Annotated in this window: 12 protein-coding genes; 6 read left to right on the forward strand and 6 right to left on the reverse strand. The window is 54.2% G+C overall.

Translation table 11 applies throughout. The features are described 5' to 3' along the window. The first annotated feature begins 9 nt into the window (after positions 1-9). The 3 genes from AC1RJ3_RS08415 (at position 10) to AC1RJ3_RS08425 (ending at position 3372) form a co-directional block, all read left to right on the forward strand. A complete protein-coding gene (locus AC1RJ3_RS08415) occupies positions 10-1860 on the forward strand; it encodes a copper resistance system multicopper oxidase (protein WP_493078381.1) in 1851 nt (616 codons plus the stop codon). 12 nt (positions 1861-1872) lie between these two features. Further along, positions 1873-2799 (forward strand): copper resistance protein B, encoded by a 927-nt coding sequence (locus AC1RJ3_RS08420; protein WP_493078383.1) that lies wholly within the window; start codon positions 1873-1875, stop codon positions 2797-2799. A 102-nt stretch (positions 2800-2901) separates the two neighbouring features. Beyond that, positions 2902-3372, forward strand: a complete 471-nt coding sequence (locus AC1RJ3_RS08425) for a DUF411 domain-containing protein (protein ID WP_493078385.1) — start codon at positions 2902-2904, stop codon at positions 3370-3372. 37 nt (positions 3373-3409) lie between these two features. Here the strand turns inward: AC1RJ3_RS08425 and AC1RJ3_RS08430 are convergent, their stop codons facing one another. Genes AC1RJ3_RS08430 through AC1RJ3_RS08445 form a run of 4 tightly spaced genes read right to left on the reverse strand, consistent with a single transcriptional unit; the run spans position 3410 to position 6936 of the window. Next, positions 3410-4081, reverse strand: coding sequence for a methionine ABC transporter permease (locus AC1RJ3_RS08430; protein WP_493078387.1), 672 nt, complete (start codon positions 4079-4081; stop codon positions 3410-3412). Then, complete coding sequence (locus AC1RJ3_RS08435; protein ID WP_103320133.1) at positions 4078-5058, reverse strand: methionine ABC transporter ATP-binding protein; 981 nt, start codon at positions 5056-5058, stop codon at positions 4078-4080. Before AC1RJ3_RS08435 ends, AC1RJ3_RS08430 begins: the two co-directional genes overlap by 4 nt. Further along, on the reverse strand, positions 5055-5870 hold the full coding sequence (locus AC1RJ3_RS08440; protein WP_054596891.1) for a MetQ/NlpA family ABC transporter substrate-binding protein: 816 nt from the start codon (positions 5868-5870) through the stop codon (positions 5055-5057). The genes AC1RJ3_RS08435 and AC1RJ3_RS08440 overlap by 4 nt, the downstream gene beginning before the upstream one ends. A gap of 28 nt (positions 5871-5898) precedes the next feature. Beyond that, the gene (locus AC1RJ3_RS08445) at positions 5899-6936 is read right to left on the reverse strand and encodes an isopenicillin N synthase family dioxygenase (protein WP_493078390.1); all 1038 of its coding nucleotides are present in this window, start codon (positions 6934-6936) and stop codon (positions 5899-5901) included. A gap of 415 nt (positions 6937-7351) precedes the next feature. Here AC1RJ3_RS08445 and AC1RJ3_RS08450 point away from each other — a divergent pair, with 415 nt between their 5' ends. Both AC1RJ3_RS08450 and queC read left to right on the forward strand, forming a co-directional pair. Continuing rightward, a complete protein-coding gene (locus AC1RJ3_RS08450; RefSeq protein WP_493078392.1) occupies positions 7352-8734 on the forward strand; it encodes an LLM class flavin-dependent oxidoreductase in 1383 nt (460 codons plus the stop codon). Positions 8735-9109: 375 nt separating this feature from the next. Beyond that, positions 9110-9808: a 7-cyano-7-deazaguanine synthase QueC gene (gene queC, locus AC1RJ3_RS08455; protein WP_054596888.1), complete on the forward strand. Its 699-nt coding sequence runs from the start codon at positions 9110-9112 to the stop codon at positions 9806-9808. A 210-nt stretch (positions 9809-10018) separates the two neighbouring features. Here queC and AC1RJ3_RS08460 read toward each other — a convergent pair whose 3' ends face one another. Together AC1RJ3_RS08460 and AC1RJ3_RS08465 are read right to left on the reverse strand one after the other, a co-directional pair. Then, positions 10019-10897: a queuosine precursor transporter gene (locus tag AC1RJ3_RS08460; RefSeq protein WP_103322126.1), complete on the reverse strand. Its 879-nt coding sequence runs from the start codon at positions 10895-10897 to the stop codon at positions 10019-10021. Then, a complete protein-coding gene (locus tag AC1RJ3_RS08465) occupies positions 10887-11486 on the reverse strand; it encodes a helix-turn-helix transcriptional regulator (RefSeq protein WP_493078395.1) in 600 nt (199 codons plus the stop codon). Before AC1RJ3_RS08465 ends, AC1RJ3_RS08460 begins: the two co-directional genes overlap by 11 nt. Before the next feature lie 1569 nt (positions 11487-13055). On the opposite strand from AC1RJ3_RS08465, the gene glyA reads away from it, so the two are divergent. After that, positions 13056-14411: a serine hydroxymethyltransferase gene (gene glyA / locus AC1RJ3_RS08470; protein WP_103315293.1), complete on the forward strand. Its 1356-nt coding sequence runs from the start codon at positions 13056-13058 to the stop codon at positions 14409-14411. Positions 14412-14445: the final 34 nt, after the last annotated feature.

Here is a 14445-nt window from a genome sequence, read left to right on the forward strand (position 1 = left end):
ATAAACGGCATGCACTCCAAAACCTCTAGGCGGACGTTCGTCAAAGGCCTGGCCGCGGGTGGAATTCTTGGCGGCCTTGGCCTGTGGCGTACGCCTGTATGGGCAGTCACCAGCCCGGGCCTGCCGAGCGTACTGAGCGGCAACGAATTTGATCTGTTTATTGGTGAAACACCGGTAAACATCACTGGTTCGCCGCGCACAGCCATGACCATCAACGGCACGTTGCCCGGGCCTCTGCTGCGCTGGCGCGAAGGAGAAACGGTCACATTGCGGGTGAAAAACCGCCTGGACCAGGATACTTCTATCCATTGGCACGGGATCATCCTGCCGGCCAACATGGACGGCGTACCCGGCTTGAGTTTCCACGGCATCGCCCCCGATGGCATGTACGAGTACACATTCAAGGTTCATCAGAACGGTACGTACTGGTACCACAGCCACTCGGGTTTTCAGGAACAGGTAGGCGTTTACGGTCCAATCGTGATCGACTCGAAAGAGCCCGAGCCTTTTCAATACCACCGCGATTACGTGGTGATGCTGACCGACTGGACCGATGAAGATCCTGGTCGTGTCATGGCCAAGCTCAAGAAGCAATCGGACTACTACAACCACCGCAAACGGACTGTTGGCGACTTCATCGACGATGTCAGCAAGCAAGGCTGGTCCGCGGCGGTGGCCGATCGGAAGATGTGGGCCGAGATGAAAATGAACCCCACCGATCTTGCAGACGTCAGTGGGGACACATACACCTATCTCATGAATGGCCAGGTCCCCAATGGCAACTGGACCGGCATTTTCAAACCGGGTGAGAAGCTGCGCCTGCGCTTCATCAACGGCTCGGCCATGAGCTATTTCGACGTCCGTATCCCGGGTTTGAAAATGACTGTTGTGGCTGCCGACGGCCAACACGTCAACCCGGTCAGCGTCGATGAATTTCGCATCGCCGTAGCAGAAACCTATGACGTGATCGTGGAGCCTTCCAGCCAGGAGGCTTACACCATCTTCGCCCAATCCATGGATCGAACCGGTTATGCACGCGGAACCCTGGCGGTACGCGAAGGGTTGAAGGCGCCTGTTCCGACGATCGATCCGCGCCCTCTTTTGACCATGGATGACATGGGAATGGGTGGTATGGCCGGCATGGATCACGGCAGCATGGGCGGCGACATGCCTGGCATGACCGTAATGGACCACGGCAATATGACCGGTATGGACCAGGGCGGCATGACCGGTATGGATAACGGCGACATGTCCAGCATGGCCGGCATGGATCACAGCAAAATGGCCGGGATGGACCATGGTGATATGTCGGGAATGGCTGGCATGGGTGGAGAAATGCAGACTCACCCGGCCTCCGAAACCAACAACCCCTTGGTTGACATGCAAGCCATGAGCCCAACGCCGAAGCTCAACGATCCTGGCATTGGCTTACGCAACAACGGCCGTCGTGTGCTCACCTATTCCGACCTGAAAAGTACCTTCCAGGATCCTGACGGCCGCGAACCCAATCGCACCATTGAGCTGCATCTGACCGGTCACATGGAGAAATTCTCGTGGTCGTTCAACGGCATCAAGTTCTCCGATGCCGAACCGTTGCGCCTCAAGTATGGCGAGCGTCTTCGCATCACACTGGTAAACGACACCATGATGACTCACCCCATCCACCTCCACGGCATGTGGAGTGACCTTGAGGATGAGAACGGCAAATTCATGGTGCGCAAACACACGATCGACATGCCCCCCGGAACCAGACGCAGCTACCGAGTCACCGCCGATGCCCTAGGTCGCTGGGCTTATCACTGCCACCTGCTGTTCCATATGGAAATGGGCATGTTCCGTGAAGTACGGGTTGATGAGTAAAGGAGACGGGTTATGCGCAAAAATCCAGAAAGGCAGCTTGAGACCATGACCAGTAAGCTTTTACGCCCAGCCCTGATTGCACTGGCGGTCGCCGTCAGTCCTGCTTTCTTTACCGTGGCCAACGCCGCTGAAGAGATGGCTCACGGTTCGATGGGAACCATGGATCACAGCAAGATGAACATGGACCTGGGCCAAATGGACGGTATGGACTCAGGAGCGACCACCACGAGTCGTACCCCCATTCCCGTACTAACCGACGCTGATCGTGCAGCCGCCTTTCCACCGGTGGCTGGGCATGGCGTCCACGACAAGAAACTCAACTCCTTCGTCCTGCTTGATAAGTTCGAATACCAGGATGCCGACAACGGCAGTGCACTGAGCTGGGATGCAAAAGGCTGGATTGGTGGAGACGTCGATCGCCTGTGGTTGCGTTCGGAAGGTGAACGGACCAACGGCGTAACCGAGAGCGCCGAACTCCAGGCGCTTTGGGGGCACTCGATCGGTCCATGGTGGGATGTCGTCACCGGCGTACGCCAGGACTTCAAACCCGGATCACCGCAGACATGGGGGGCTCTTGGTATTCAGGGAATGGCCCTTTACAACTTCGAAACCGAAGCGACTGCTTACATCGGCGAGAACGGCCAGACTGCCGCTCGGTTCGAGGGTGACTACGACATTCTGCTCACCAATCGCCTGATCTTGCAGCCGACCGCCGAGGCGAATCTCTACGGGAAAAACGACCCTCAGCGCGGCATTGGCTCAGGCTTGGCGAACACCGAAGTGGGCTTGCGTTTGCGCTATGAAATTGTCCGTGAGTTTGCCCCTTATATCGGGGTGACCTGGAATCGCTCCTACGGTAAAACCGCCGACCTGGCCGAAGACGAAGGACAAAAGACCAATGAGGCTCGATTTGTAGCCGGTATTCGGATGTGGTTCTGAGGCATTTGCCTGAGCAACACCCTCAATATCACGCACGCCCATGCAGTAATTCTGTTGCTTCGCCGAAGGTTCACACCGCTGCCGAGGCCAAGGAAAATAGCCATGCAAAGTAACTTCCGCCTGCGAGCATTACGCATCGCGACATTCGCGACATTCGCAACATTGTTCATTGGTTCAACGGCTCACGCAGCTCAAGCCCTGACCATCGATGTTCATCGAGACGCAAACTGCGGGTGCTGCAAGCAGTGGATTCAGCACCTTGAGGCCAACGGTTTCACCGTCATTGATCATCTGGAAACCAACATGAGCGCGGTTAAACAGGACCTTGGTGTTGCTCCACGACTCTCGTCTTGCCACACCGCAATGTTCAACGGGAAGTTTGTTGAGGGTCATGTACCCGCTGAGCAAATACTTGCGATGAGCAAACGCGATGACCTGCTCGGGATCGCTGCACCCGGAATGCCGGCAGGTTCGCCAGGGATGGAAGTCGATGGCAAGCACGACGCTTATCAGATTGTCGGCCTGACTAAAGCGGGCACCGATCAGATCATTGCGCAATACCCGGGAACCTGATCTGAATGGGTGCACATCGGGCTTGAGGATGTCGAGTTCAACGTCGATGAGCCAGAGAGCGCACCAAGCGGTCGCCAAGGCTCTGCACGCCTTGGACCAGGATCACCAGCACGACCACGGTGGCAACCATCACCTGGTTGTTGAAGCGTTGATAGCCGTAGCGAATCGCCAGATCCCCCAGCCCGCCGCCACCAATGACACCAGCCATGGAAGAAAACCCGATCAGCATCACCAGGGTCAAGGTGATGCCCGCCAACAACGCGGGCAGCGCTTCGGGCAGCAGCACCTTGAAGATCACATGGCGAATATCTCCCCCCATGGCAAGGATGGCTTCGATCCGGCCCTTGTCGACTTCGTCCAGGGCGTTCTCGACGATACGGGCAAAGAACGGAAAGGCGCCGATGGTGATCGGCACCACCGCGGCGGTGCTGCCGAGTGTCGTGCCGACTATCAACCGGGTCAGCGGGATCAAGGCAATCAGCATCACCACGAAGGGTAACGAGCGACCAAGGTTGACCAGGCCACCCAGGCCTTTGTTGAGCTTGGGCATCGGGTACAGACCACCCCTGCGGCTGATGAACAGCAACACGCCCAGAGGCAAGCCGATCAGCAGGGTAAAGAATCCCGCCAGCAAGACCATGTACAGGGTTTCGCCCGTCGCGTTGAGCACCAGTTGGAGGATCTCGTTCCAGTCGATGCTACGGTTCATGAGCGCTCCACCCTGACACCGCGCTGCGTGAGAAAGGCCAGCACCCGAGTCAATTTCAGCTTATCGCCGGGATGACTGAAAGCCACGCGCAAACGCCCGACCCGCCGCCCGCCGATGGACTCGACGCCACTGGCCAGCAAGTTCACCTCGACTCCTTGCTGCTGCACTAATTCGTTGAGCACCGGGGTGGCCAAAAGGTTGTCGAAAAAGCTCAGCTCCAACGTTCGGGGATCGTTGCCCAAAGGCGTGCTGTAACCGGGTAGCAGCGAACGGCCAAGGCTCGAATCCGGATTGGCCAACAACTGTGCAATCGGCCCCGCCTCGACCAACCGTCCATGGGCCAGTGAAGCCGCGTGATCACAAATGGACTTGACCACGTCCAGCTCATGGGTGATCAGCACGATGGTCAGTCCCAACTGGCGATTGATATCGCGCAGTAGCTCAAGAATCGAGTGGGTGGTTTCAGGATCGAGGGCGCTGGTGGCTTCGTCCGACAGCAGATAAGCCGGTCGCGCCGCCAATGCCCGAGCAATGCCCACCCGCTGTTTCTGCCCGCCGGAGAGTTGAGAGGGAAACGCCTGAGCCTTATCGCTCAGGCCTACCAGATCTAGTAGCTCTCTTACTCGAGAATGACGCTGCGTTTTAGTGACACGCGCTATCTCAAGCGGCACGGCGATGTTGTCGAAGACGTTGCGTGAGTGCAGCAGGTTGAAGCCTTGAAAGATCATGCCGATGCGCTGGCGTTGCCGGCGCAGTTCGATGTCGGACAAGGCTGTGAGGTCCTTGCCATCCAGCAGAATGCGCCCGGAACTGGGGCGTTCGAGCAGATTGAGGCAACGCAGCAGCGTCGATTTACCCGCACCGCTACGCCCCAGAATCCCGTAGATCGCTCCATCGGGAATGCTCAAGGACACCTGATCCAGTGCAGGAGCCTGCCCTGACGCGTAGGTTTTGCTCAACTGCTCGACGATGATCATGGCTTGCTGTCCGCCACCGTAACCGGGATCACCGAACCCGAGAAGTTGTCAGTGATGAACTTGGTCACCTGAGGCGAAGTCAGGTCTTTGGCCAGTTGCTTGATCCGCGGGTCGTCCCGCAACGTGGGCGTGGTCACCAGGATATTGGCGTACGGGTTGTGCTCGGCCTTTTCCAGCCCCAGCGCGTCCTTGGCTGGCACCAAACCGGCTTCCAGCGCGTAGTTGCCATTTATTACCGCAAGGTCCACGTCATCCAGGGCGCGGGGAATCTGCGGCGACTCGATTTCGAGGATCTTCAGCTGTTTCGGGTTCTCGGCGATGTCCTTGGGTGTCGCCTGATCGGTGGCCGGGTCGTTGAAGCCTGCCTTGAGTTTGATCAGGCCGTTATCCTGAAGCAGGTACAGGGCGCGACTGAGGTTGGTGACGTTGTTGGGGACGGCTACCGTGCCTTTTTGTGGCACCTGGGCGAAGCTTTTGTGCCGATGGGAATAGATCCCCAGTGGCTCGATGTGCACCGTCGCAGCCACCTCGAGTTTTTTGCCAAGGGCCTGTTCCTGAGACTTCAGGTAAGGCAAATGCTGGAAGTAGTTGGCATCTACGTCGCCATGCACCAGCAACTCATTCGAGTTCACGCCATTGGGGATCTCGATGACCTTGAGGTTCAGCTGGGGATCGATCTTCTGCACGTACGCCAGAATTTGCGCATGCGGTACGGGGTCCGCTGCCACTCGCAACGGCTCCAGGGCCAGGGCGCTGAAAGAAGCAACCAGCCCACCCAGCACTGCCAGGGTCAATCCTGTTTGTTTGAACATGCTCATAGTCCTTGATCAAATGATGGGGTCAGGCACTCAGGGCCTTGGGGATCAGTGCATCGGCGTAGTAACGCTGGGCAACGTCGGGATGGGAGCGCAGGCGGCCTTTGAGGTAGTTCCAGCCCACGTCACGAAACAAGGGATTGTCAGGATCACTGGCCGGGCCTCGCGCTTCACGCAGTAACGCCGTGGGCAAGGGGTAAAGCGGCACCACCGCATCCAGTTGCGCCCCAAGGAAAAACGCAATCGACAAGCGCTCGCGGCCCTTGGGTGGCGACAGCACCCGATGCACCGTGGCGCGCAGATAACCGTTGGTGGCCAGTTCCAGTAATTCGCCGATGTTCACCACCAGGGTATTGTCCCGAGGCAGCGCGTCGATCCAGCGCCCCTCCTCGATCTCGACTTGCAGGCCGGCCTGGTGATCCTGCAGCAGGAAACTCAGGAAACCCGAATCCTTGTGAGCCCCGACGCCTTGATTACTTTCGTCTGGCGCCCGCCCCGGATAACGCATCAATTTGATGTGTTCATTGGGCTTGTCGCCGTACAACTGATCGAAAGCCTCCTGCGGCAGCGACAGCGCCTGGGCGAAGGCACGCAGCAGGCGCAACGACATGCGGGTCATGGCTTGCTGCCAATCCAGCAGCAAGGGTTTGAGTGTCGGCAGCGAGGCCGGCCATTGATTGGGGCCTTGCAGACGTGCCCAGAGCGGGCTGTTCAGGTCCAGCGGCAAAGCCTCCCTCTCGGCACCCAGATCAAACTGCTCGCGCAGGTCAGGCTTGCCGCGAGTGACCTCCGAAGCCGCACGGTTATAACCGCGGAAATGTGGCGAGTTGATCATGCCAACTGCCGCCTTCTCGTGGTCCGGCAGGGCAAAGAACTGCCGGGCATGCTCCTGCACCTGCTTCAACAAGATGCTGTCGATGCCGTGGCCGGTCAGGTAGAGGAATCCGACATCCCGTGCGGCGTGGCGCAAATCGTCAAGAAACGCCTGACGCTGCACCGGGCTGCCGTCGAGCAATGAAAGATCCAGGGTCGGTAAGGTGGTGATGTCCCGTGTGTGCGGCATGGTTCACTCCCATGTGAATTGACTGAGCGCGCTCAGCCTAGCGTCCTGTTGAAGCTAAACGATCTTAAAAACCGCCAATAAATATCTTTTTTGCATTAGCTTAGGTTCGATTCTTGACAGCAAATTGAGCGTTTGAGGTCAGTCACTTGATATAGCTCGATACAAGCTTGTTATTCCACAAAAGAAGTACACATAGATTTTATAGTACGTTTCAATCTATACGCTTCTGGCGCACTCGCATGGCCGATCTTCTTGTCGCTATATCGAAATGCTCACCACCGCAGGCGTCATCTCTTGGCTGTTCTCCATCGGCCCGGAACTGATCCAGGTGCGCCTTGAGCGACATTCGACAAAGGGTTCAAGCACCAAAGGTGAATCCGCCCCTTCAACTACTTTTACTTTCTCTGGAGCGATGATGTCCGATGCAAAACCTCTGCTGTTTGCACTCTACGAACAAGCCAGCGTGGGCTGCGGCGGTGCTCCGAGCCTCTGGACGCACCCGGCCGACGAGCGTCTGGCAATCAACTCCCTGGGCTACTGGTCGAACCTGGCGCGCATTGCCGACCAGGCTAACCTCGATATGTTGTTCTTCGGCGACGTGCTGGGTTTCTACGACGTCTTTGGTGGCAATGCCGATGCCGCGATGAAATGGGCTGTGGAAGCGCCGGCCAACGACCCGCTGATGATCATTCCCGCCTTGGCCGCGGTAACGGACAACCTCGCGTTCGGCGTCACGGTCACCACCAGCTATGAACACCCCTTCACCCATGCCCGGCGTTTCAGCACCCTGGACCACCTGACCAATGGCCGCGTGGGCTGGAACATCGTGACCTCTTATCTGTCCAGCGCCGCGCGTAATTTCGGCCTTGAACAGATGATCAAACACGATGACCGCTATGAGCGCGCCGAAGAGTTCCTCGATGTGGTGTACAAGCTCTGGGAAGGCAGTTGGGCCGACGACGCCGTGGTTGCCGACAAGGCTCGTCATTTGTATGCCCGAGGTGATCGGGTACGGCCGATCAATCACGCTGGCGAGCATTATCGGGTAGCCGGTCCGCACCTGACCTCGCCGTCACCGCAACGCACGCCGCTGCTGATCCAGGCCGGCTGGTCGGGTCGCGGCCGTGAGTTCGCGGCGAAGCACGCCGAGCTGATTTTCATCGCTAAATCCAACCCTCAGGAAATCCGCCAGGGCCTGGAAGACATATGGGCCAAGGCCCAGGCACGCGGCCGTCAGCGTGAGGATGTAAAGTCCCTGACCGTGCTGCGTATCATCACCGCCAAAACCGAGATTGAAGCCCAGCGTAAATATGATGCGTTGCAAAGCAACTACCATCTGCAGGCGCAACTGGTCAGTTATGCGGGTGACACCGGCATCGACATCAGCCGCTACGCCGACAGCGATGCACTGTCGACCCATACCGAAGGGCTGACGTCCTATGTCATGCACCCTGATGGCAGTGGTAAACCGTTGACTGCCGGGGACGTGAAGCAACGTTTTGCCAAGGTCACCCGCGGCAGCGACCTGATCCTGGTGGGCACCCCGCAACAGGTAGCCGACCGGATCGAAGAACACGCGCGCATTTCCGGTACCAGCGGCTACATGATCAATCCATTGATCAGCCCCGGCACACTTGAAGACTTCGTAGAGTTGATCATTCCCGAATTGCAGAAGCGCGGCCTCTACAGAACCCAGCCGCAAAGTGGAACCTTCAGGTCCAGGCTGAGGGAGGATGGCAGCAACCACTTACCCGATTCGGCTTACGGAGCCTTATTCCGCTTCGACAAGGACCTATAGCCGCTGGGCGACTGCTTATGAGTTATTCAGCAGTCGTCGAGCGAGCGACGATTACCTCGCGGACCGGGGCTGGCCTGAAATGCGCTCGGTGGAGAACCAGATCCGGCCGTGGGCGTCGGGACGCATCATGAGGTATTGACTCCGCAAAGGCGTCGGGAGCGAAGCTTTTCCGCAGGGTGGCAACCTCATAAATCTTCAGGATTTTCCTGCTGTCACGCCCAGCCATTGCTGGTATGGTTTTGCCTGCCCGGCCTTGGGCCTGGAGTCTCCTGGGATGAAAGCCTTTGGTATGAGCATCTGGATTATGCCGGCGGTTGGATCTCGAACTTTTGTTTCAAACGTTACACCTACTACATTAATGCAGGGAGCAGAACCATGAGTAACAAAGCAGTTATCGTTTTTAGTGGCGGACAAGATTCAACAACCTGTTTAATCCATGCACTGCCTCTCTATGATGAAATACACTGTATTACGTTTGATTATGGTCAGCGCCATCGTGCAGAAATTGAAGTCGCACAACACCTTTCAAAAAAGCTTGGCGTGACAGTGCACAAAGTACTGGACACCTCCTTGCTAAATGAGTTGGCCATCAGCAGCCTGACACGCGACAACATCCCGGTTCCAACCATGAATAGCTCCGGAGAAAGTCTGCCAAACACTTTCGTACCCGGAAGAAATATTCTGTTTTTAACCTTGGCTTCTATTTACGCCTATCAAGTTCAAGCTAAAACTGTAATCACAGGGGTTTGCGAAACAGACTTCTCTGGGTATCCTGACTGTCGAAATGAGTTTGTCAAGGCATTGAACAAAGCCATTGAATTAGGCATGGAATATACATTGCAACTTGAAACTCCGCTTATGTGGCTGAACAAGGCGGAAACGTGGGCCTTGGCCGACTACCACAACCAATTAGACTTGATTCGCCACGACACACTCTCCTGCTACAACGGTATAAAAGGAAGTGGCTGCGCCAACTGCGACGCTTGCAATCTTCGCGCAAAAGGACTGAATGATTATCTGGAGAATAAAACAGACATCATGAACAGCTTAAAAGACAAACTGAAATTAAAATAGAAACTCGATAAAACACATTCAACAAACGCTCACTTAAGTATGATAGGCACACCCCTAATGATTGGCGCGCTTAGACGCGCTCGCACATGGGGTTCATTACGACAGCCACATACCAAGTGAGCGTTGAATCCATCAGCGTTGTGCAAAGAAACTATCAATACACCCTTGCTATTGGAGCAGCATGCTCTTTAAAAGCAACCCACACCCTATTTACTTAACAGGGCTTGCAGTTATATATTTTTTAAACAACGACCTTGCACCGTAGGCAGGCAAAACATTAAAGAAAGCAAAACACACCTTTATCGCTATCTGAACATAAATCATATTCAATATATCACTGTTTTCCATGCTTCCATAAAATGCAATGTAGCAAAAAAGGAAGCTGTCTATTATCACCGCAAAAAAAGTACTTAAAAACACACGCAAAAATAGAAACCTGGAATTTGTCAGCTCTTTTATTTTGCACAACAAATACGAGTTTATATTTTCAGAAAAAAGAAAAGAAACAGAGGACGCTACCAGCACAGAAGACACATGAGTAATAACCTGATTATAAGGCATATCAAGCTTCCAGCCAGGCAGCCCTGGGAGATAGGTCGAAGCGTTCAGCAAAACAATAATAAGAGCATTACTTGCAAAAGCAAATAATATGGCTTTCCTCGCAAGCCTAAGACCGTAAGCCTCATTCAGCAAATCAACGATTAAAAACGTCAACGGATAAAGAAAAGTGCCCGGAGTAACAATGATATCAAGGCTTTCTAAATAAATAGGCTTGGTCGCTGCAATACTGGTAAAAATATAAAATGTAAACAGCAGTAGATTTAGAACAATATAAATCATCCATGAGCTTTCATGGCGATCATTCATTTCGTAAGCGGTTACCGCCCCCCCTTGAGAATAAAATTTCTTATACAAGTTCTTGATTTCCATTTTATTTAAATTGTCCATTATTTCACTACTTAATACTTCGCTTAATTTTACCCTGATAACCTTACCGGTAGCGATGATCATAATCACAGCAAGATTTTTGCTGTTCTCAAACCCTAGCAACTTGTATTTGCTGTTTTCGACTTCGCCATCACGCGCCATTAAACCGCTCCTCTATTATATCCCCCACAACACAAATACGATCCGAACTAAAACAGGCCTCGCTTGTTATGAATAGTTTTTTGGTTATTTTGTCGTACACCAGCTTTTCTTTATCGTCACTCGACGAGCCTTTCTTTATTATCAATAGATCTCCTGGCTCATTCAGGCCAATAATTTCGTTCTCCAGAAGTACGCCTATTAAATTATAGGATGTGCCAAAATAGTAAGTCAAAGGGTAGAGGGTGGCCAATTCACCAATTCTTCTATCCAGGCTTTGAATAACCAAGCTCTCTTTAATGATAGGGACTGCAGCTGGATTCATATTCCCTTGCAGAGAGACACTACTCTCTATTACCTCCTTCTCTTCAAAATCAATAGTTTCTATTTCCTCATAAGACACGCCGAAGAAATCAGAAATCTTGCGAATGGTGGACTGCTGCACATTTGCCACCCGCCCTTCCAGAATATTATAGATAGTCGTTCTGGTCAGGCCGCTGGAATTGCACAAAGACAACTGCGTCTCTCCGCGACTTTTTATCAAGTACTTAATATTACTTTTCAAACACTCTATTTTTTCTCTTCTGTGCATCAAGTGCCCACCACTTCCTTATAGCTGTAACAAATCGCACTTCTGTGGATATCATGCCCTGAATGGTCATTCCACTGCTCGACGAAGATGATCAGGCCTGCGAGATCATTGCAGTAAAACTCTTCGCGATTTTTTCGTCACCGGTACCAACCCTGTACTTCTCCTTTTAACCAACCTACCTCCGTCCGTTAATGTTGCGGTGCCGGTACTTGAGGCGATCAAATCGTTGGGGAAGTCCGATTCGGGTTTGCGCTTCATGGTTCGCAGCGGGCTGAAGTGTTGCATGCGTTAGCTATAACAATAAAGACCCAGATGCTCGGAGTCGTAGTCCTTGTCAGCGAATGGTCACCGGCAACGCTTGGAAGGCAGCCCTTCCCGACCGTCGATTTTGACCTGTTCAAGCAAGGGGTGCACATACGAGATATCGCTGGCCTGGCCCCTGACAATTGGCGGCAAAGGAGTATCCCGTTGGTTTCGCAGGGTGTGTGAGCCTTAGTCGTCAAGGTCCTGCGGCTTCGACCCAACGCATGATCTGACGACTCTTCAAGCCCCCTTTTTTTCCCGGGGCCTGAAGCGCCTCCTGTTGTGGAGTCGATCATCCAGGTATCAAGACGGCTCAGCCTGGATGACTGGTATCGCCTCTTTTTTTGAATTTACTGCTCGCGAGATCCCATGGACAGCAAAAAAGAATCATTTAATTTGAAGAATGTTTAATTTTTTGATTAATTAAGTGGAGTTTCTTGCTAAAAAACCTATGCTTCTTGGTGCAATCCTGTTCTCACATCCTCACACGAGGAGAGGTAACCTCTAAGGGACTACTGGTTGCATATACAGATTTTGGTTTTTTGAGAGAACGGACGCCAAAAAACACAGCCCTCACGGGTAGGGTTGGATGGATCATGGACGAAAGGGAAGCTTCAAGGATGAAAACCTGGTTTTTATGATAAAAAAATCAATGCATTTCAATAGCTTATGTGAAAAAGCGCAAAAATCGAGATTGAGCTTCCTTTTCCACCTCACCTCGAACTTTGGGAAAGGCCTCATCGTCCCTCCTGCAGAGAACTCCAAAAGCAGTTCCTCTTCGGTTAACACTTCTTTCGATTCGACCCAAACAAACTCCACACGACAACGATTGCGACGAATCCAGGCATTCAGCGCTTTTTCCTCTGTGGTGGTCAGTCCCCCACTGTCCAGGACGATGTGATCGAGGCGCTGAGGTAAACGTTATTACTGCGAACCGGTCGCTCAGGTCAGTCGCAAATTGAGCTGAAAATCGCCTCGATAGCGCACCTCATACAGCCTGCGGTCAGGTTCGGCTTTGCCCTATTACCGCGATCTATTTCGCACAAATCGGGACATGCGTGTCTTCGGGGTGGGCTTCGGGTAGCTCGAAATAGAGGACGTAGCAGTTTTTTTCAGCGCGGGTTAACACCCTCGCCACAGCGATTGAAAAGATAGATGCCGATCAACTCATTGTTTAAGGACATTACGCTGGGGCAGCAATAGGGACCTGCATTGCTTCGTGCTGTCGTTCGCAGCACTCAACAAACAAGGAAGGGATACCGAATAATGGCAGTCAATACTGAACAGCTTAAGAACCAAGCTGACCTACTGCGACGAGGCTTGGCGGATCTGCGAGCAGAAGACGCCGAGCTGGCGAGGATCCTGGACGCTGAAGTCACGCGTCAACACCGAACACTGTCACTGGTCTCTTCTTCCTGTGCGGTCAAGCCTCGAACCTTGGTGGCATCAGCCTCGGCGCTCGTCAACGTCACGGCGGAGGGCACGCCAGGCAGGCGCTATCACACAGGCTGCGAGAACGTCGATTTGGTCGAGTCTCTGGCAATCCGAAGAGCTCGGGAACTGTTCGGCGCCCAATACGCAGGCGTGCAATCACACTCGGCATCGAACGCCAATTACCACGTCCTCTCTGCCCTACTTGAGCCTGGGGATACTCTACTTGGAATGGCCCTCGATCACGGAGGACATCTTGCACACGGCAACTCCGTCACATTCACTGGCACTTACTACAAGGCGATCAGATACGGCACGACATCAGAGGGACTCATCGATTACGACAAGGTGCGCAAACTGGCTCTCGCCCATCGCCCGCGCATCATCATCTGCGGTGCAACTGCCTACTCGCGGGTCGTAGATTTCGAACTGTTCCGCAAGATTGCCGATGAAGCCGGGGCCATCCTGCTCGCTGACATTTCGCATATCGCCGGACTTGTTGCCACGGGGCGACATCCGAGCCCGATCAATGCTGCCCACGTCACTACGACTTGCACACACAAGCAGCTTGCGGGTCCCCGCGGAGGCCTGATTCTTTCAGGCCGAGACGCCAACAAAAAGGTTCCAGGCCTGAAATCAACCTTTAGTCGTGTCCTCGATCAAGCCGTTTTTCCCCGGATGCAGGGCGCGCCAGCCGTCAACATGATCGCTGCAAAGGCCGCCGCGCTGGGCTACGCAATGTCCCCGGAGTTTGACGCCTACATGGAACGGATTCGGGCCACGGCTGATGAGATGGCCAGAGCATTTCAGGCCCATGACTACGAGGTCGTGGGAGGTCGCAGCGAAAACCACACGATTCTGATTCGGTTGCGTGGGGCCATCACTGGTTCCATCGCGGAGTCGGCGCTAGAGCGCTGCGGGATCATAGTTGATAAAAATCGCGTGCCGGGCGAGACCCGATCGTCATCCGCCACCAGAGGGTTGCGTATCGGCACCGGCTCCATGGCGCAACGCCACATCGACCCCCAGGGATGCCGCCAAGTCGTCGATTTGGTTTGCCGGATCCTGGACAAGGTGATGCCGCTCAACGAGCAAGAGTACACACTGGAACCCGCGCTGCAGGAGCAATTCCGTCTACAGGCCGAAGCGTTGTGCGCAATGTATCCCATAGATGACTACATGGAGCGCTGAGAGAGCCCATCGACCGCCACCAGCGCAAGCACCA

The sequence above is a fragment of the Pseudomonas sp. GW822-FHT04C11 genome (genome assembly GCF_058800905.1).

Bases quoted from the DNA above. Each gene is read 5' to 3' on its own strand.
- AC1RJ3_RS08440 (WP_054596891.1), bottom strand. From the start codon at position 5,870: ATGTTCAAACAAACAGGATTGACCCTGGCAGTGCTGGGTGGGCTGGTT.
- AC1RJ3_RS08445 (WP_493078390.1), bottom strand. From the start codon at position 6,936: ATGCCGCACACACGGGACATCACCACCTTACCGACCCTGGATCTTTCA.
- AC1RJ3_RS08450 (WP_493078392.1), top strand. From the start codon at position 7,352: ATGTCCGATGCAAAACCTCTGCTGTTTGCACTCTACGAACAAGCCAGC.
- AC1RJ3_RS08425 (WP_493078385.1), top strand. From the start codon at position 2,902: ATGCAAAGTAACTTCCGCCTGCGAGCATTACGCATCGCGACATTCGCG.
- AC1RJ3_RS08435 (WP_103320133.1), bottom strand. From the start codon at position 5,058: ATGATCATCGTCGAGCAGTTGAGCAAAACCTACGCGTCAGGGCAGGCT.
- AC1RJ3_RS08430 (WP_493078387.1), bottom strand. From the start codon at position 4,081: ATGAACCGTAGCATCGACTGGAACGAGATCCTCCAACTGGTGCTCAAC.
- AC1RJ3_RS08460 (WP_103322126.1), bottom strand. From the start codon at position 10,897: ATGGCGCGTGATGGCGAAGTCGAAAACAGCAAATACAAGTTGCTAGGG.
- glyA (WP_103315293.1), top strand. From the start codon at position 13,056: ATGGCAGTCAATACTGAACAGCTTAAGAACCAAGCTGACCTACTGCGA.
- AC1RJ3_RS08420 (WP_493078383.1), top strand. From the start codon at position 1,873: ATGCGCAAAAATCCAGAAAGGCAGCTTGAGACCATGACCAGTAAGCTT.
- AC1RJ3_RS08415 (WP_493078381.1), top strand. From the start codon at position 10: ATGCACTCCAAAACCTCTAGGCGGACGTTCGTCAAAGGCCTGGCCGCG.
- AC1RJ3_RS08465 (WP_493078395.1), bottom strand. From the start codon at position 11,486: ATGCACAGAAGAGAAAAAATAGAGTGTTTGAAAAGTAATATTAAGTAC.
- queC (WP_054596888.1), top strand. From the start codon at position 9,110: ATGAGTAACAAAGCAGTTATCGTTTTTAGTGGCGGACAAGATTCAACA.